At 44.5% G+C, this 19,166-nt stretch carries 12 protein-coding genes and 3 tRNA genes; 1 reads left to right on the plus strand and 14 read right to left on the minus strand.

The genetic code is table 11. From position 1 onward, the window contains the following. Nucleotides 1-28 precede the first annotated feature (28 nt). From purB to yaaA, 7 genes are all read right to left on the minus strand, one after another. Complete coding sequence (gene purB / locus R3O62_RS01140) at nucleotides 29-1,375, minus strand: adenylosuccinate lyase (protein ID WP_005821980.1); 1,347 nt, start codon at nucleotides 1,373-1,375, stop codon at nucleotides 29-31. Nucleotides 1,376-1,602: 227 nt separating this feature from the next. Next, a complete protein-coding gene (locus R3O62_RS01145; protein ID WP_005811179.1) occupies nucleotides 1,603-3,489 on the minus strand; it encodes a glycoside hydrolase family 35 protein in 1,887 nt (628 codons plus the stop codon). 168 nt (nucleotides 3,490-3,657) lie between these two features. Further along, nucleotides 3,658-3,732: transfer RNA gene (locus tag R3O62_RS01150), tRNA-Val, on the minus strand. A gap of 50 nt (nucleotides 3,733-3,782) precedes the next feature. Beyond that, nucleotides 3,783-3,857, minus strand: a tRNA-Val gene (locus R3O62_RS01155). 29 nt (nucleotides 3,858-3,886) lie between these two features. Beyond that, nucleotides 3,887-3,961 (minus strand) — tRNA-Val (locus R3O62_RS01160). Between the two features lie 686 nt (nucleotides 3,962-4,647). Beyond that, complete coding sequence (locus R3O62_RS01165) at nucleotides 4,648-5,208, minus strand: sugar O-acetyltransferase (protein WP_032541020.1); 561 nt, start codon at nucleotides 5,206-5,208, stop codon at nucleotides 4,648-4,650. Nucleotides 5,209-5,213: 5 nt separating this feature from the next. Then, the gene (yaaA, locus tag R3O62_RS01170) at nucleotides 5,214-5,987 is read right to left on the minus strand and encodes a peroxide stress protein YaaA (protein WP_005811183.1); all 774 of its coding nucleotides are present in this window, start codon (nucleotides 5,985-5,987) and stop codon (nucleotides 5,214-5,216) included. A gap of 121 nt (nucleotides 5,988-6,108) precedes the next feature. On the opposite strand from yaaA, the gene R3O62_RS01175 reads away from it, so the two are divergent. Next, nucleotides 6,109-8,334 (plus strand): beta-N-acetylglucosaminidase, encoded by a 2,226-nt coding sequence (locus R3O62_RS01175; RefSeq protein WP_317473007.1) that lies wholly within the window; start codon nucleotides 6,109-6,111, stop codon nucleotides 8,332-8,334. A gap of 194 nt (nucleotides 8,335-8,528) precedes the next feature. Here R3O62_RS01175 and R3O62_RS01180 read toward each other — a convergent pair whose 3' ends face one another. From R3O62_RS01180 to R3O62_RS01210, 7 genes are read right to left on the minus strand one after another with little or no spacing between them, the layout of a single operon-like run. Continuing rightward, nucleotides 8,529-8,912 (minus strand): hypothetical protein, encoded by a 384-nt coding sequence (locus R3O62_RS01180; RefSeq protein WP_005782415.1) that lies wholly within the window; start codon nucleotides 8,910-8,912, stop codon nucleotides 8,529-8,531. A gap of 14 nt (nucleotides 8,913-8,926) precedes the next feature. Then, nucleotides 8,927-10,585: a FimB/Mfa2 family fimbrial subunit gene (locus R3O62_RS01185; protein ID WP_269095613.1), complete on the minus strand. Its 1,659-nt coding sequence runs from the start codon at nucleotides 10,583-10,585 to the stop codon at nucleotides 8,927-8,929. Between the two features lie 33 nt (nucleotides 10,586-10,618). After that, a complete protein-coding gene (locus R3O62_RS01190; protein ID WP_317473008.1) occupies nucleotides 10,619-13,255 on the minus strand; it encodes a BACON domain-containing protein in 2,637 nt (878 codons plus the stop codon). After that, entirely contained in the window at nucleotides 13,194-15,656 is a 2,463-nt protein-coding gene (locus R3O62_RS01195) for a Calx-beta domain-containing protein (RefSeq protein ID WP_250703324.1), read from the minus strand. The genes R3O62_RS01190 and R3O62_RS01195 overlap by 62 nt, the downstream gene beginning before the upstream one ends. Before the next feature lie 23 nt (nucleotides 15,657-15,679). Next, a complete protein-coding gene (locus tag R3O62_RS01200) occupies nucleotides 15,680-17,530 on the minus strand; it encodes an OmpA family protein (RefSeq protein WP_317473009.1) in 1,851 nt (616 codons plus the stop codon). 24 nt (nucleotides 17,531-17,554) lie between these two features. Further along, the gene (locus tag R3O62_RS01205; RefSeq protein WP_005811199.1) at nucleotides 17,555-18,151 is read right to left on the minus strand and encodes a DUF3575 domain-containing protein; all 597 of its coding nucleotides are present in this window, start codon (nucleotides 18,149-18,151) and stop codon (nucleotides 17,555-17,557) included. A 29-nt stretch (nucleotides 18,152-18,180) separates the two neighbouring features. Then, complete coding sequence (locus R3O62_RS01210; RefSeq protein ID WP_032536212.1) at nucleotides 18,181-19,092, minus strand: FimB/Mfa2 family fimbrial subunit; 912 nt, start codon at nucleotides 19,090-19,092, stop codon at nucleotides 18,181-18,183. Nucleotides 19,093-19,166: the final 74 nt, after the last annotated feature.

A 19,166-nucleotide genomic window follows, 5' to 3' on the forward strand; every position in this document is an offset into this window, starting at 1 on the left:
CTTATATTATATATAACAATAATCACCCTTAAATTCCCGTATACGAATGGGGAGTGATTACTCTTAATTCTTTTTTTATTTCTTCACTGACATCCAGTCCTTCGATAAACTCCTTGATCGAAGCTTCTGTAATAGCCTGATTGGTACGAGTCAATGCCTTCAGGGCTTCGTACGGATGCGGGTAAGCCTCACGACGAAGAATAGTCTGAATAGCCTCAGCCACTACACTCCAACAGTTATCGAGGTCACGGCAGATTGCGGTCTCGTTCAGCAACAGCTTGCGCAATCCCTTCAACGAACTCTGGATAGCGATCACAATATGTCCGAACGGAGTACCTACATTACGCAATACGGTAGAATCCGTCAAGTCACGCTGCAAACGTGATACGGGAAGTTTCACTGCGAGGTGTTCCAGAATAGCATTAGCCATACCCAAGTTACCCTCCGCATTTTCAAAGTCAATCGGATTCACCTTATGCGGCATTGCGCTCGATCCTACCTCTCCGGCCTTGATTTTCTGCTTGAAATATTCCATTGAGATATATTGCCAGAAGTCACGGTTCATATCAATCATTACCGTATTAATACGTTTCATGGCATCGAAGATAGCCGACAGGTTATCATAATTTGAAATCTGTGTTGTATATTCTTCGCGTTCCAATCCCAGTTTCTCTGCAACAAAGCGATTTCCGAATGCTTTCCAATCATATTCGGGATAAGCCACATGGTGTGCATTATAATTTCCGGTTGCACCACCGAACTTAGCTGTTACAGGACATGCCTTCAGAGTTGCCAACTGGCGTTCCAGCCGGTAAACAAAAACCATGACTTCTTTACCCAAGCGTGTCGGAGATGCCGGCTGACCGTGAGTTTTGGCAAGCATCGGAATAGTTTCCCATTCGGCAGCATATGTCTTCAACTGAGCAATCAGTTCCTCAATCAGCGGATAATAAACCTGCTCCAACGCCTCTTTGATAGAGAGAGGAATTGAAGTGTTGTTAATATCCTGCGAGGTCAGTCCGAAATGGATAAATTCCTTGTATTTGTCCAACCCGCCTAACTTATCAAACTCTTCTTTCAGGAAATACTCTACGGCCTTTACATCGTGATTAGTCACACTTTCAATATCTTTAATGCGCTGTGCATCGGCTTCCGTAAAATTACGATAGATATTGCGTAATGACTCGAACACACTCTTATCAATTCCTTTCAGTTGCGGCAACGGAAGTTCACACAAAGTAATAAAATACTCTACTTCTACCTGCACGCGGTATTTAATCAACGCATATTCGGAAAAATATGCCGCTAAAGCTTCAGCCTTGCCTCTATATCGGCCGTCAATCGGAGATATGGCCGTAAGTAAATCAAGTTTCATATTGTCGTTTAGATAATTATCAGGTTGCAAAATTAACTCTTTTTCCTGAGTTATAAGGCATAAGGAGTGAGAAAGTTTGTATAAAAGAGACTAAAATAACGATGAGTGATCTATGACAAACGGTGAACAGCCCGCATTATAATATTGCCGCAAGCAATTCACCGTTCCTCATTTATCGTTGATCACTTATTATTCCGTGTCGATCACAGTCCGTCAATCATTCATCATCAATTATTCAGTTTCATCAGCACCGGTGTCTTCACCGTCTTCACCTCGGCCTGAGGAACTTCATTCAATTGTTCAAAAATAACAATCTTATTTGTTCCTTTCTTCAACCACACTCCCGGGATATAAAGGGTTTGCTGCGGTCCCACCTTCCAATAGCGCCCGATGTTGACACCATTTACAAAGATGATACCTTTTCCCCAATTTTCCATATCGATAAATGTATCTCCGACGTTATCCAACGTAAAGGTCCCTTCATAAAGCACCGGACAACCTTTCAGTTTTGCGGCCTCAGCAGGCACATTCGCATGTGCATCAGCTTTCAGTTTTGCCAGGTCGGGCATTTCGCTCATCGGCAACTGATACATATCCCACTCACCTGTAATTTCCTTACCCGCTATCTTGACCGGACTAATGATACCTTTGGTATTATGCACAATTTCACTACCATAATTAATACGTCCCATATTTTCAACCAGTATCTGCAAAGTAGCGTTAAACGGCACCTCAATCTCCATTGAATAAGTCTTGGTATTCCGGTTCAACACACCTACCTGCTCTCCATCCACATACACAACCGCATAGTCACGCAGTCCCGGTATCTCAAGCGTTCCACTGATAGGTTGATTAAAATGACGGGTATATAACACATATCCATACCCTTGATTCAACTGCTCAAAAGTCAAAGGAGTATCGGCCGACACCGGCTTTTGCTTTTCGGCGAATGCCAATACATCAGCAACTTTGGTCAATTTGATAGAGGGGATCTCAATAACCGGATTTGGAGCCGGAGCCTCGGGGACCGTGTATTTAACGTATTTTCTGATCACGTTACGGATTGAATCATACTTCGGAGTCACCCAACCAGCTTCACTGATAGGAGCATCATAATCATAACTGGTCAGATCCGGCTGAATATCACGTTTCTTATCATAATTGGCACCACTTGTAAAGCCGAAATTAGTTCCTCCATGCACCATATAGAAGTTGAAAGATACGTCATTCTGCAGATATTTCTCGGTCTGACGTGCAATTCCGGAAGCACCCACCTGTGGAAACGGTTCCGCCCAATGCGACAACCAACCCGGATAGAACTCAGCAACCATATACGGTCCCTTACCATCATGATATTGATTAACCACCTTTTTCAAGTTCTCAATATCACTTTCGCCATTCGCTGTAGGCAAGGCACCCGGTGTAGCTCCGCCTTCGAAAAGCCAGCTGCCATCAGAGGTAAACAAGGGTACATTAAATCCTGCATCGGCTAATTGCTGTTTAATTTTGGCATTATAAGCACGATGCTCTTCCAAAGGTATATCTTTTCGTTGGGCAACGTACGAACCAAACTCGTTCTCACACTGCACCATCACGATCGGGCCACCTTTTGTGCACTGCAAATCGCCCACTTCCTTATAAAGCCGGTCAATATATGCCTTTGTATATTTCAGAAACTCCGGATTATCTCTCCTGATTTCCATTCCTTTCACATTCTGCAGCCACCAGGGATAGCCGCCAAATTCCCACTCGGCACAAACATAAGGGCCGGGGCGTAAAATAACCATCATTCCCTCTTCACCGGCTGTTTTTATAAACTCGGCCAAATTCTTGTCACCGGTAAAATCCCACTTCCCCGGCTCCGGTTCATGAAGATTCCAGAAAACATAAGTCGCAACCGTATTCAACCCCATACCTTTCATCATCTGTAAACGATGACGCCAATATTGATGAGGGATACGGGCATAGTGCATTTCACCAGAAAGAACAGGTGTCACTTTTCCATTACGATAGAAATGTCCGTCTTTGATTTCAAACGCAGACTTTGACTGCGAGAATGCACATAATGGCATGATAGCCAATAGCAAAAGTAAATAAATAGATTTTGTTCGCATGGTAGCATTAATAGGTTTGTTGATGAAGCAAAGTAAAGAAATAAATCACTTTTTCACCAACTTTCCCGTCGTTTTCTTATAAAAAATAACTTGAATTAATACACCGCAACCAGATCAGCCATAAAAAAGAAAGTCCTCACAGAAATATTCTGCAAGGACTCTATGTTGTGGGCGTTGACGGATTCGAACCGCCGACCCTCTGCTTGTAAGGCAGATGCTCTGAACCAGCTGAGCTAAACGCCCGATGTATCTTTCTCAAAGAATATATAGCAAAATTGAATCTCTTTTCAATGTGGGCGTTGACGGATTCGAACCGCCGACCCTCTGCTTGTAAGGCAGATGCTCTGAACCAGCTGAGCTAAACGCCCATATATTCTTCTTCGAAAGTGTTCGGCTGTGGGCGTTGACGGATTCGAACCGCCGACCCTCTGCTTGTAAGGCAGATGCTCTGAACCAGCTGAGCTAAACGCCCGTACACTTTCCTTTTAAAAGCGATGCAAAGGTATCGCTTTTCTCGAAATCTACAAATTATTTACGATCTTTTTTTTCAAAAAGTTTCCAACATCATCAGTAAGTCTCTGTTTTTCAAACAATAGAATCCATTTTGTTTTACTTCGTTTGTTTTCTCAGTAACTATAGGATTCTTCTTCAAATTAGGTGGTAAATTCTTTATTTCTTTATTTTCAAGTTGATAATTGTCCTTTTTGCTTGCTTTAATAGGAAAAAACAGACACCGGCTGAATAAGATTGCTCAAGTCTCGGAAGTGAATTTACGCCGTCCGGACCGGTATCTTCATCCTTATACCTTTCTTCAATTAACATTGTTAACGCCTTTTGCAGGTTGTCAGGTTCTTATGCGTAAATAACAAGTCTTTTGCATTTAAAGAACTTGTTATTCACATCCAAAGAACAAGCTTTAACTCTGTGTTAAAACAAAGTTTTTGAGGATAGAAATCTTACTTTTTAAAGATATTGATTTTCAGATGGTTTATTCTAAAATTCGCTTTTTCATCTCACGGATGGACTCTTCGGAGGAAAGCCGGGATACTTGCTTTTTTATCAACTATAAACGAGGGCTTACACTTCCGAAAACTGAATTAGATTTCCATGAGTAAAAGAAAACTTACTACCAAATTTTGAAGAAGAACCTAACTTAGGTTATCCGTCCGATGCCTGCCGCCGAATAACACGTGCGGGATTGCCTACCGCCACACAATCATCCGGTATATCTTTTGTAACCACGCTACCGGCTCCAATCACGCAACGGTCACCTATCGTCACCCCAGGGCAAATGACCGCTCCGCCCCCAATCCAGCAATCTTCACCAATAGTAACCGGATAAGCATATTCCTTGGGATTACGGCGTTCCAGATAGTCCATCGGATGATGTGGAGTATAGATTTGCACACACGGACCTATCAGTGTATGACTTCCGATAGTGATGAATGCTCCGTCAAGGAAGGTACAATTGGCATTAACAAATACATGTTCGCCCAGACGGATGCCGTCACCATGGTCACAATGAAAAGGCGGGCAAATAACAGAGGTAGGCGGAAGGTCGGGCACCAGCTCCTCAAGTAACTCCCTGTAAGTATCGTCATACGTACTCAGTCCCCGCATCTGTGCCAATAACTTTTTAGCATGCTCAAACCGTACCTGCAACTCGGGTGCTGACATATCAGCCAGTTCGCCACTACGCATTTTTTCTATTTCAGTCATTTGGATTATTCTGTTTTCCCGTTCGTAAATACATATTTCTTTTCATCCGAAAGCTGTTCGTTGAACTCAAATCCTTCCCAAGCAAATGTTTTCAACTGGTCAACGGATTCTATCCGGTTTTTCAGGATGTAACGGGTCATCTCTCCCCTCGACATTTTAGTGTAGACCACTACTGTAGCCAGTTTCCCGTTTTTCCAGACGTGAAACTCAGGAGTCACCACACGGACCTCTCTCTCCACCCGTTTCCAATCAAAAAGTCCCCGCATCTCGTCACTCGCCAGATTACAAAGTATCCCACCGGCTTTTTTAATATCTTCTATAAACAAGTCGGTAAGAACCGGCTTCCAATACTCAAACATGGTTCGGGTACCGGGTTCGGGCAATCGGACATCTCCTTCGAGCCTGTAAGGTCGAATCACGTCGAGAGGACGCAGCAGCCCATAGCAAAACGAAGTCAACCTCAAATGGTCCTGAGCATATCGGAAATCTTCATCCGAAAAATCTTTGGGAGAAAGTCTTTTAAAAACAATCCCGGTATAAGCCAACAGCGCAGGCAGCTCCCGAGTCGCTTCGGAATGAAAGTCCTGATAGCGCTTATAATTCTCAACAGCAATCTTAGCATTTACCCGCAACAGGCGCTCCAACTCTCCGACAGAGAATTGAGACATTTGCAAAGCGACCTCCGCTGCCTCCTTCCGGAAGCGGGGAAATGTGGTGAGAGGCGTTTTCACTTTCGAAACGTCACTCATGGTTTTGGCGCAAGATAAAAGTATCAGCATAGGCTTCTTTCCTTATTTCAATGTTTCAAAGGAACAAAATTAATAGAAAAACGGGAGTATGCACTTTTTTTCTTACTTTTGTACTGTCACTAAAACCTGAAAAACTAACATTTTACCTAAAATGAAGATTAAACGACTCTACTTACTGGGAGCCTGGCTCCTTTTGGGCGTCAGTGCTTCGGCCCAGAACACAAGTATTCAACCACAACCACAACCACAACAGATTCTTTCGGAAACGCAGGCTCTGAGTCTGCCGGATACCTATCTGATTGTCGGAGAAACAGAAGCAAACCCGCATGCCGTCAGTGCACTGAAAGCTTTACTTGCCGGAAAAAAGACAGATAAGGACGGAATTCGCATCTATATCGGTGAAAAAGGGGATAAAGCTATCCGTAAATTCGCCCGGCAAATTCCCAATCAGAAAGAAGGATATTATTTAGCTGTCAACGACAAAGAAATCGTATTGGCCGGACAAGACGAACGGGGAACCTTCTATGCTTTGCAAACCCTATCACAACTGCTGAACAATAACCAATTGCCTGTAGTTGAAATCAAGGACTATCCTTCCATCCGCTTCCGCGGTGTAGTCGAAGGATTCTATGGAACTCCATGGAGCCACGAAGCCCGTCTCCGTCAGTTGAAATTCTACGGAGAAAATAAGATGAATACCTATATCTATGGTCCTAAAGACGACCCGTATCACAGTTCCCCCAACTGGCGTTTGCCTTATCCGGAAAAAGAGGCGCTTCAGTTACAGGAGTTGGTAAAAGTGGCCAATGAAAACGAAGTGGACTTTGTATGGGCCATTCACCCGGGACAAGATATCAAATGGAATCAGGAAGACCGTGATCTGCTGCTGGCTAAATTCGAGAAGATGTATGATCTGGGAGTACGTTCGTTCGCAGTATTCTTCGATGATATTTCGGGGGAAGGAACCAACCCGAACAAACAGGCTGAACTACTGAACTACATTGACGAGAAATTTGTAAAGGCCAAACCGGACGTTACCCCGCTGGTCATGTGCCCTACCGAATATAACAAAAGCTGGTCGAACCCGAAAGGTAATTACCTGACTACTTTGGGTGAGAAACTGAACCCTTCTATCCAGATTATGTGGACGGGCGACCGTGTGATTTCCGACATAACCAAAGATGGTATTGCCTGGATCAACAAGCGCATCAAGCGCCCGGCGTATATCTGGTGGAATTTTCCGGTATCCGATTACGTACGCGACCATTTGCTGCTCGGACCGGTTTACGGCAACGACACCCAGATTGCCGATCAGATGTCAGGCTTCGTCACCAACCCGATGGAACATGCCGAAGCATCTAAAATAGCAATTTACAGTGTAGCCAGTTATGCATGGAATCCGGAAAAATATGACAGTGAACAGACATGGAAAGATGCCATACGCACCATTTTGCCGAGTGCTGCGGAGGAACTGGAATTCTTCGCCGCACACAACTCTGACCTGGGTCCGAACGGACATAAATACCGCCGGGACGAATCGGTTGAATTACAGCCTGTAGCTAAGCTTTTTCTCGACAGCTATCTGAAAAACGGCTCGTATACCGAAGCAGACTTCAACTCCTTGAAAGCAACCTTCGGCAAGATGACAGAGTCCGGTGATATTCTGATGACCAACACCGAAAACCAACCTTTGATTGCAGAAATGATGCCTTGGCTCCGTCAATTCAAATTATTGGGTGAAACCGGACAAGAAGTATTGTCTATGGTCAAAGCTTACAAAGAAGGCGACAACTCACTTTTTATCCGGAAGTACCGCCATGTGAAAGCACTGCAACAACAGATGTTCCAAGTGGACCAGACTTATAACCAAAACCCTTACCAGCCGGGTGTAAAAACAGCAACTAAAGTGATCAAACCACTGATCGACCAAACGTTCACTACGGTGACCGAACGCTATAACAAGCAAAACGGTACACAGCTGGATGCCGCAACGGACTATATGCCTCACAAACTGACGAGTGACGTAGAGCAACTACGCAATCAGCCGTTACAGATCAAAACAAACCGTATATTGGTATCGCCTGCCAACGAAGTAATCAAATGGGGAGCGGGACGTACGTTGACCATCGAACTGGATCAAGCCTATCCGGGACAGAGCCTGGATATAGATTTCGGCAAACCGGATGTAGCCGCCTGGGGACGACTTGAAGTTTCAGCCGATGGCAAAGAATGGCAAAAAGCTGACTTCAAACAGGAAAAGAACCGGATCACGCTTAACCTGAAACAAGCTCCGGTGAAAGCTGTCCGTTTCAGCAATACCGGCAATACGGAACAAGAAGTTTATCTTCGCCGTTTTATCATTACTCTGGACAAATAAAAACTTATTCAATCTGTGTAAAAAGCCCCTTCCGGTATTTTCGCTAAAATACGGAAGGGGCGCACACAAACAAAACAAACAATAATTCATCAACAGCCTTCACAGGCTATACCGATGAATATCACTAAAGATAGCATACAAAGAGTATGCTCGTGAAAAAGCTGCCTTTTCAAGGCTACAGAGGATAAGATTAATCATTCAGCATGTTCATTTACCTTCGTACAAGAGCTTTCTCTTTCCTGTAATACACGAAATTTCATTTGCTGCTGTTCCCGCCAGTAGTAAAAACCTCCACACGAAATTTTGCATAAAACAACATATTCAGTTTTACGCTTCCGCATCAGACGCAATAGAGGTGTACATAAAAACTTATCCGGTTCGGAAACACGCACCCTGATTGTTTTTCGTCCGGAAGTAGTTCCGTCCGGACAGGGCAACCAGTCTATATCAAGTATGCCCAGAAGAGAATAACAATAAAAGGCAGAATGTTCATAGGCATACCATGCTCCTTCTTCCTGATACAGGAAAATACAATCAACATTCTGTGCTTCTATTTGCAATATCTCTTCCAGGGTCATACTACCGCAACGTTCTATTGAATAACTACTATCTTACGGGCTACAGTTTCCCCGCCGGAGGAGGAAGTCATCAGTACAGTCCCTCTCCTGTTCGCTCCGAAAGCTACGTGCAAATAAGCATGCGAACTATATTTGCTACTGAGTTCCGACACCATACCGTCTCCCGGAAATGCTCCGGGAGACGCGGCGGATGGGTGCAGAAAGAGCCAGCCGGCAGACGTCGGATTCAATACCCGGACCGTCCAGTTACGGTCGGTTGAACCAACCAAATCGAAAACAAACGAATCGGTATCTTTCTGGTCCGATATAATGGGATTCCAACTGACACGAACCGGCTGAGACAGATTATCACACGTCATAGTCAAGGTTGTAGATACGGCACTATTGGCCGGTGAGGTAAAATCCCCTGTTATTTTATACTTATTACTTCCTAAAGCCTGTGCAGACAGATTGGTCAGCCAATTACAATCGGCAGGTAGGGTCAGAACCGGCTGAACACCACGGCTGGAATATACGATACAAATATCTACACCCGTCGCCGATGTAGTCACACCTGTTTTTCCATATAGGCTGAATACATTATTAGACGATGCCATACGGTATTCACCGTCGGCCACAATACAGGGCAAATCCGTGTCTTCATCCGTCAACTCCACTTTTAGAGCATTCGAAGGTGCAGAAGCCGCAGCAATATCCGGATTTTCATATCCCGGACCATTGACGCCCACCACCGTAACAATATAACGGTGGTTACGTACAATGTTCAGGGGAGCCCCGTTATTACCGTTCATCACTACCTTATAGTAGCCCTTTTTCCCCTTATACCGGGCTGCAATCACTACTCCCATATAGTCGGAAGCCGAACAATTGCGCTCATAAATGTATAAAGATGGTTCCGCACCATTAACCCAGCCCTTACGATAATCCAGATAGGTTCCACCGGTAACCGGATTTGCGGTAACGGGAGTGTTAACTTCTCCTGTGCAATCGGTCGGAGCCAGGAAGCCATGACAGGCTCCCTGATGGACGGTAATTCCTTCGATGACAAAATCATCCAGTCCGGTATTTACACCCCCACTACCCTTCTTCACTTGTATACAGGCAGTGGAACGCAACAGTTTCACACCCTCTGCTTTCGTCACGATATTGATTCCGTTGAGGGCAAAACGTCCCCACATGACCAAAGGCATCACATGGTTTAACAATGTGCTCTCTCCTTCATCCACATGTTCGAGCGAGGCTGTCTGCAAAGAAGAGATAGCCGCATTTTCCGCCATACCCAGAGTTATATCACCAAAGTTCAAACGATCCGAAGAGCCATCAGCACTCCGCCCGTTTGCAACCAGATGAATGATACGCCGTTCCGAAGTAGCATCCAAACGGACTGTGAAATTAATCCCCGTTCCGGTAACAACCAACCTGTCATTCTCTACTTTGACACGCTCCATAAACTTTGCGTCTTTGTCGAATATCAGCAAGTCTACGTTCTTAATATCGGTATCCGTATACAGGCCACCGGCACGAGTAAGCGCATTCACTGACTCCGGCTGCGGCAAGGTTACCGAAACAGCAACATCTATCTTCCCATAAGCGGGTTTCTGTTCCTCTTCCTCATGACTACACGAGACAAACAGAAGGGCAACCAGTATACCTATTATATATTGTATTTTCATACTATAGCGCATTTTCATTGTTTACACTAAAATCTATTTCCTCTCCCCCTGATAATTATCGGAATAGGTATTCACGATTACGGGAGTCCAGAAGGGCTTTTCTTCCGGTCGGAACGGCACCTTTACCGAATGAGATGAGCGAGTATTGGCAGGGGCAGCAGCAAGTACTGTTACAGATGCCGAATGTTTAATACGGTCATATACAATTGTTGCAACTTTTGTATAACCTCCTTGATCATACGTTCCATTACCTCCGGTAGTAGTAATAAGTACCCGATAAGTATCATTATACAACCTTTCACCACCTTCATTATAATAATTATATTTATTATAATCCCCGGTTTCAGCAGTTCCTTTAGACATTGTTCCTCCTTTATAGGCAGTCATTTCAAAAGTCATAGGAGCAGGTGCTATCCCTGAACTATACCATGTTGCATAAACATCCAATTTTATTTTTCGGGGAGAGTTTACATCGCCTTCCAATACAGGGGCATTAAAAAATGCAGTTTCTCCCTGTCCTTGACGTGCATCACCACCCCACTGTAGCAGCAGTTTGCCATTATAATTAACAGTCTGATTCTTGCTCCATCCAACAGGCTTTTTATCATAAGAAGAATTATTACTTCCATCACCAGATACATTATTACCTTGGAATTCAACCGCAATATCCACATCAGACCTATCCCACATAAATTTAACAACAAAATAGTCGAAAGGAGGAATTGTCACTATAATATCCTGGTGTACTTTAACCGTAACCTGATAATCCGGGCAATCGGCATGATGGAAAGTTAATGATCCGTCACGAGCCTCATCGGAAGGTTCACGGTCGGTTGTCATAGTCAGCACTTGCGTTAACGGATTCCATCTCAAATCACTATGAATCCAGGACTCCCATGAATCGAAAATAATATTTCTACTACCACCCAACACAGTCACATCTTGTGAATTAGTGACTGCAGTCTGCGCTGAACCTGTTGGAGCAAGTGCATTTATTACCCCATCATCCACATGGATATAGCAGTTCATTAACGAAATCGTATCCGTATCAAGCGTTGTTTTATTCTTCACAACAATCTGACCATCTCCATAACAAGTATCAAAATCATCCGGCTTAATCGTCGAAGTACGTGTAAAGTTGACTGTGGTATTTCCTTTCACCCCACTCTGTATGTCTGAAGTCGCTTTGGGACTACTACCTAAGAATATCCAGTCACCTCCAATACTCTTAACCTCCACCGAGCGATTTTCATGTGCTTTAGGACAAAATATAAGTTTATGTTCACTAACTTTGATAGTACCTCTATCCGGTCTTTGTGTAACCGGTATTTTCTTGGTCACATTATTTGCTTTAATGGTAATATACGAAGTACGAGGATGATTATCCACATAGCTATCCAGGTCAGCAGTAATTTCCACCGCATTCCCATCCAACTTTTTCACCGAAGTAATCCACGTGGCCTCAGGTGCCTTCTCCACTGTATATTCCCGGGCATTGGTATTTACATGTATCGTGTCTTTGAATGCCATCCCCACCGAAGCTTTATCCGTATAGAGTTGGGTCTGTGACAAATCGGCTTCCAACTGTGTATCTTGCCAGTTTAATATCTCAGTAGAGACATCAAGCTTTCCACCAAGGAAAATGCGTACCAACAAAATTCCGTTTACTCGTGGAACCCGAGGAATTACCACATCTGTCTTCTCGAAACGTGTACCTCCTTCACTGGCCAGATCGACACTCAGTTTAAGATGGCTGGTAGTCGTGTCGGTCGGAAGCGCATTCAGATAATCAGTTCCTTTATGGGCCGGCACAATAAACCGAAGCGTATCACTATACTGATGACCCGCCATTGCAGTATTATTATGTATAGTAAAGGTACCGGTCATAGGTTCCGCACTCACAGTAGGGTTGTTTTTATTGGGGTATAACCCTCCTTCCCAATTAAGAGTCGTAGGCACATTACTCAATTTCATCGTGTGGGTGCCATTGATATCCAGTCCTCCGGCATCAGCTATCACGACTTTGACCAATGCAACGTTCCGTGAAAGTAATGCTGTTTCGGAAGCGACATTATCCTGACCGGCAATAACCTGCTGTCCGGTAATATAAGCCGTACGCAACTCAGGCATAGACGGCAAATTTCCACCGGAGGAACGGGTTTCCCACATTTTCAGTGATGAACGCCCCTGTCCACGGACAGGCTGAACCAATTCACTGTTTATATCCCTGTCGGCACTGACCAACGTAATATCCCACGTACCTGCCGCAACCGGCATGGTAAGGCGGTCTGCAGCGTAAGTCACATCCGGCACTTTCTGCCTGAACTGTCCGGCAGCAGCCCCATCTCCATCAAACAGATAGACTTGCGTATTATTGATAATATCAGCAGAAGCTCTCGTCATCCTGAAAACCAATGAAGGATTACCATTGGTTCCCCCTGGCGATTCCCTGTCATCCGTACAAGCAAACGCCAGAAAAAGCAGCAAGCCCATCAACCCTGTATATATTCTTTTTCCTGTCATAGTTCTTTTTTCATCCATTTTCTTCTGAGCAGACAAGAAGACCTTGCATTTGAAATGCAAGGCACTCTTATCCCTAAGAATCATTTTATTTCCGGATCGTAAACTCTGCCATACGTTCTGCGTCAGACACACTGATCGGCTGTGCACCTGTAGGCTGGTTTACAGATTTGATTTTCAGTTTCACCTGTTTTTCCAAAGCATCCGTACTGAACAATACCACTCCATTCACATTGGCCGAACTATGGTTGCCGTCTCCACTGATGCGTAGGTCATGCAGATTGGTAAAGACAAAGTCTTTTCCTTCTTTTGCCGTAGCATCGGGCAATGTCACACAGTTAACAATAATATCACTACCTGTGGCATTAGTCAGTAAGGCTCCGTCTGAAGCACGCAACAGCGAAACGGTGAAGAAGCCTGACACCACATTATTATTTACTCTGTGGTCGCCAAGTGAAGTTATGGCCAGGCGTGCCGGCTGATCAACAACAATTCCGCTGCAACTCAGCAATTCACCATCAAAAGCGACATTGGAACCACTCAGGCTATGTACTTTATTGAAATTCACCACCACGGTTTTAGGAAGTTCATAGCGGGTATCCTCCAATGTTCTGACATTAAAAGATGACTTTTGCGAACCATTGGCAAATATCACTCTCGGCGTCAATCCCATATCGAAATCAAGCGCATCGGCTGTGCCTTCTCCATAAATGCCATCCACTATAATATTGGCTCCCGTTGCATTAGTCAAAGGAGTTCCGTCGGTCTTAAATAATCCCAGTTCATATAAAATATCTTTGGATCCCTCTTCTCCGCGCTCCGTACGTACCAACTTTACAACCGCCTGCTGATCTTCGATAACCGCTTTTCCTACAGGCTTCACCAGATAACTCTGCTGAACATCTGACAATAACAATTCAAAGTCCTTCACACCTTCGATCAGATCATTCGCCTTTACCGGAACCTCAATATCCTGTTTCACCAGATAGCGGTCAGCCGTTCCGCGTGAGGGAGTGAAAGAGAGCTTTCCCTTCACCGGAGTAAAGTTATTGGCCGTTGTAGCCGATGCTTCGCGAGTGGCATAACCTACACTCACAGGAACAGGCGCTCCCTCTTTCGTGGTGGCATATCCGGTCAGTGTCACAGTAAACACAGCGGTGGCTGTTCCGTTTACCGGCTTGGTTATTTTCACGTCCGAGACATAGAGTCCATGTCCGAGCTTGACAAGACGGCTACCACTACCCAGAAAAAGCAACTCCCCGGATGATGCAGTCAAGGCCTGACGGTAAATGGTAGGTTTATTATCCGTCACATAACGGTCAAACTCTTTCTCACCCGTAGCAGAATACATACAAACCCGGCCCTCATCCGAAGACAGCAGCAACACTTCACCGTTGTTAGTCACCTTAATCTTATCAAAGTTACCATCAATCGTTCGGTCAAACTCAGCTTTTCCTGTCGGCAATATACGGACAAATGTTCCTCTGCGTGCGTTGACGTCATAAGTGGTTACCACTGATTCGCCGGTAGTCCGGTTCATACCCACACCTCTCACACTTCCGCTCGAAGTACCTGAGTACAAAGCTGTTCCGTCATTTCGCAATAAAGCGTAATATCCTTTATTACCACTGCCTCCTACTAATATATTACCATTGCGGGCCACCCGTAGATGGTTGAGCGTTGCCAATCCCTGGTTGGCAGGTATCAGTGTTTTAGCAAAAACAATATCACCTTCCGGACGAATCTTATAAATAATACCTCCATCTGTCGATGAATTACCGGTAACAATCACCGAACCGTCATTGATATTGGCGTTCAGGCCTGTCACTATAAATCGTTTAGCCGGAATGGCAGTCACATAATAAGGTTTCCCTTTATCATCTAACCGGACCACCACCGTCTGTTCTTTTTCTCTGTCTCCGGAGAAAGCCGCACAGATATATTCAGTCGTGTTGCCCAACACCTCAAACTGGTCACAATAGCCACTTCCGGTGTTCTTATACTGATAAATCACTCTACCCGATTTATCTACTTTCAAGAGAATACCTTGCCGACCGCTTCCTCCTTTCGGCTCCATACCGGAAAGTATCAATGATCCGCTTCGTAGCAAGGCACCTTTCAGAAGCTCGCTTCCTTGTCCTCCCGCATAAATATTGGTAACAATATGACCACTACGGTCTAATATGACCGCCCGTCCGCTCAGCGTCACATTATCCTTTCTGCCTTTTGTATTCATCACAGCAGATTGTCCGACAAGCAGGATACGATTGTCCTCCAACTCTGTCAGCTCATTAACAGCAGTAAACCCGGCCAACGGTAACGAAAAGAGTACTTCACCTTCTCTTCCTATCCAGGTCAGATTGTACTTCTGTCCCTCTTTGCCTACCATAGCCACTTCGTCACCGGCCAACGGGCATACCAGTTGTATCTGGTTCTTATCGCCATATTTCTTATCGAAAACCACCGGCATATATTGGGCTCTCACCTGCAGACAGGCTATGACGCTCAGCAGGAACAGTATCCACACTCTATGAATTCTTGTCTTCTTCATATATCGTTTACTTTTTTATATTTCTACCTCTTATTATATATTTCGACACGCCTTGCCCGACGGTTCACTTGTATCCAGTCGATACCTCCCTCCGGCCAGCGATGATACTCAATTTCCTCTTTCACCTCTTCCGGAGAAAGTTTTATCCTACCATGGGCCTGTATACCGAAACGTACATTTAAACCATGATTGCGCAGGAACTCTGCAACACTCTCTGCCCTTCGTTCTGACAATGAATAGTTATAACTGTCACTTCCTATCTCATCGGCAAAACCATCGAACCTCAGTTCCGAAAACTGGTAGGTACCCATTTCATTGATAAACTGCTCAAGCCTCCGTACAGATTCATCGGTCAGTTCATCCGAGTCGAAATCAAAATAAAGAGTCATCAGCAAACCTTCAGGTGCATATTGCTTCAATGTAACAGACTCCGGAAAAACTGTTTCCGTAGCTCCGTTCAACAACAAAGCGCCACCCAAAATCGCATTCTCCTCACTCATCCCGTAAAAGGGCATCCCCTGCTGAGTACCTAAATCTTCTACCGTACGGAGGTAATAAATATCATCTCTTGAAGCCATCTCACGATCGGATACGAAATAAGCAGTTCGCAAATCAAGCGGACACATATAATAATCGTTGAAGACGGAATTTACCGGATAGGGAAAATGACTGATACTGCCCGGCACTACCCCATCCTTATCATAATAAGCACTGAACAGGTCATAACCACCGAATCCCGGCAGCCCGTTAGACGAAAAGATGAGACGTCCTTTATAGATTACAGGAAAGATCTCATCACCTTCCGTGTTGACATCCGGTCCCAGATTTACAGGGGTTCCCCATGTCCGGGCCTCGTCATCCCAATGAACAACATACAAGTCGAACCCTCCGTATCCTCCCGGCATGTCAGAAGTGAACAATAATGATTTACCTTCATTGAATAAGTAAGGATGGGCATACGAAGACATCTCCTCCTGTGGAAAAGCCGGAACATACTTCGTAAACCGTTTCTTTTTATTCTTTAGCACAGAATAGAACAACTTTGTACGGAAAGGGCGTAGTTTCCGGTCTGCCATCTCCACTGTTGTCTTCTCTTTATGGTACTCAATGACTGTAGCTACCATTGACTTCATATCCGGCGAAAAGGTCACCGGACCATTCTGCAAGTCAGCAGGTATCTTCCGAAAATATCCATAATATCTCGGAGGTTTCTGAGCCTCGGCACCGGGTTCACCGGTTTCGTCAAGTGCATAATAGTGAGTACGATGAAAGAACAACTTTCCCGGATCATTGAATTTACTGTAGCTAATGGCATAAAACGGCTGCTCACCATAATTTCCAACCCAAAATTCAGCATTCGGTGTATTCAGTGATAAACGTTTTGCCGAAAATCCGGGGTCTTCCTGAACCGAATGGCGCATGGCAAGTGCCTCTAACGTATTCTGATAACGCTGATAGCGACTATATATATCCTTATAGGCATTATCCAGGCAGATAGCTTCTGCTTTGCGGGCCTGTCCCTGAAAGCGCAAGGCATCTATATAGTCACAGACATCATCTACCCCGAGCAGATCCGGACGCAACCCCATTGCTTTATCATAATGTTCTGAGGCGCGACCGTATTCCCTCACCATGAAATACAAACGTGCTGTTTTGAGATGAAGGGCAGCCTGACTGTCCTCATCTTTTTCACGCCTGATAGCCGTTTCGTACTGGGCCATCGCTTTATCAAATTTCTGCCTGATAAAATTACGGTCTGCCCGCCGTTCTATCCGCCCTATCTTCCGCTCCTGCGCAACGGAAGGCATAGTTCCTCCCATTAAAAAAAGGAATGCGGCAGCCGACAGGAGAATCTGTATCTTCTTCTTTCTCATTTCAGCAACTTTTTATCAGTAACATTAGCGGAATATATTATAAGTAAGATTTACACCAAACTTAGTCGGACCAATCCATCTCTTGGTTTTCTTACGTTCCAAAGGGAAATTTACATACTCTCCGCCCAAATAATATTTATTATATTGGAGGTGCGCATATCCCAGCCCAATATTCAGATCCAGCCCCCAACGAGAGTTGAAAGCAAATTTATATCCGGTTGAGATACCACCTGACACTCCCCAGCCTTTACGACGATAACTCTGTAACGGATCATTATGCTTCAACAAACCAATATTAAAGTTACCGTACATGGCATAAGGACCTATGTAAAATCCATCCCACGAATCATTAGTATAGAAGTTACGCGGATTCACATAATAGCGCAATTCAACACTGCTCTGGAGTGCCCGAAACACTTCTTCATGTTTCTTGAATAAATACGGCATCCATAGCACTTCACCGTTCACCGTGAGTTGTCTCGTCAATGTATACTCAAAGCCAACGTTAGGCGAACCGGTCAGCCAAAAAGGAATATTCACTTTGACACTTTGTGCCTGTACTCCGCTGATTAAGCAAAATAAAACGGCGACACTCAAAATATGTCGTATAACTGATTTCATTCTAATTCTCTTTTATATGTATATATGTATCATTCCATGTCCGTATCTCCACTCTCGATATCTTCGTTCCATCCTACAACCGATATCTTAATAACGGTATAAGATTCGATTTCAATAATTATACGTTTACCATGCAATAACCGTAACGGCAATCCTGTCTCCCTTTCCGTAACTTCCACGGGCAAATGGTTGACAACTGCTCCATTTTCATCGAGAAATGTATAATTCAACCTCATCGGTTCATTCTCCACAGAAGGAATAAAACGATGATCTACCTCTAATACATCGGCTTTCTCCTGTACGGGTAATGTTCCGAAATGAAACATTTTATCCTCGGGAGTCAATCGGCCGGTCAGAGTATCATTTTTGAGGTATTGCATCACAGGTGCTCCTTCCGCAAGCAATTGTACCTTCTTTATATGCGATACATCACCGGGAAATTTCTTAAACCGAACCGTTATACGTCCGGTATAGCGTTCCAATGCTGTGGTATCGGTCTGTAAAATGCCCGGATGTACAATTGCGGGTACGAACTTCTGGAATAATATATCCGAAGGCTGTACATATCTGTTCGGTCCGGTAGAACTGCTTTTCAGAATAAAAGCAGAAGCATCCAGATGTTGCCCGTCCACAAACGTAAGACTGTCCGTATTGGTATAACAGTATACTTTATATTCGCCGGGAGTTAACCTAAAACTAAACAAGCCCGCCTCCATGCGCGGATCTTTATCCCATGGAGAGGTTGCATAACGTGCGCCGACCAATGTTCCGGCATCGTTATAGACCAGCACTCGACAATCACTGACAGTCTTGTTCAGAACCTCGGGTACAAAAACCTGATAATTCGTTTCATCTTCAAAATAATCATATGTACACGACGCAAGCGAAAGTAAGACTGCTACACCAGTAAATAATACTATGAGAAGTCTGTTTTTTCTCATGTTCTATAGTTTATTTCATTATCCTCCCCCCGAGGCTCTCGGGAGCAGCAAGCGTTTCTGCCTATTCTCTGCTC

It is taken from the genome of Bacteroides hominis, from assembly GCF_033042785.2.
Lineage (GTDB): Bacteria > Bacteroidota > Bacteroidia > Bacteroidales > Bacteroidaceae > Bacteroides > Bacteroides hominis.

What these genes read in the sequence shown, in the direction of transcription:
- R3O62_RS01175 (WP_317473007.1), top strand. Translation starts at nt 6,109, where the DNA reads ATGAAGATTAAACGACTCTACTTACTGGGAGCCTGGCTCCTTTTGGGC.
- R3O62_RS01165 (WP_032541020.1), bottom strand. Translation starts at nt 5,208, where the DNA reads ATGACTGAAATAGAAAAAATGCGTAGTGGCGAACTGGCTGATATGTCA.
- purB (WP_005821980.1), bottom strand. Translation starts at nt 1,375, where the DNA reads ATGAAACTTGATTTACTTACGGCCATATCTCCGATTGACGGCCGATAT.
- R3O62_RS01200 (WP_317473009.1), bottom strand. Translation starts at nt 17,530, where the DNA reads ATGAGAAAGAAGAAGATACAGATTCTCCTGTCGGCTGCCGCATTCCTT.
- yaaA (WP_005811183.1), bottom strand. Translation starts at nt 5,987, where the DNA reads ATGCTGATACTTTTATCTTGCGCCAAAACCATGAGTGACGTTTCGAAA.
- R3O62_RS01180 (WP_005782415.1), bottom strand. Translation starts at nt 8,912, where the DNA reads ATGACCCTGGAAGAGATATTGCAAATAGAAGCACAGAATGTTGATTGT.
- R3O62_RS01205 (WP_005811199.1), bottom strand. Translation starts at nt 18,151, where the DNA reads ATGAAATCAGTTATACGACATATTTTGAGTGTCGCCGTTTTATTTTGC.
- R3O62_RS01145 (WP_005811179.1), bottom strand. Translation starts at nt 3,489, where the DNA reads ATGCGAACAAAATCTATTTATTTACTTTTGCTATTGGCTATCATGCCA.
- R3O62_RS01185 (WP_269095613.1), bottom strand. Translation starts at nt 10,585, where the DNA reads ATGAAAATACAATATATAATAGGTATACTGGTTGCCCTTCTGTTTGTC.
- R3O62_RS01210 (WP_032536212.1), bottom strand. Translation starts at nt 19,092, where the DNA reads ATGAGAAAAAACAGACTTCTCATAGTATTATTTACTGGTGTAGCAGTC.
- R3O62_RS01195 (WP_250703324.1), bottom strand. Translation starts at nt 15,656, where the DNA reads ATGAAGAAGACAAGAATTCATAGAGTGTGGATACTGTTCCTGCTGAGC.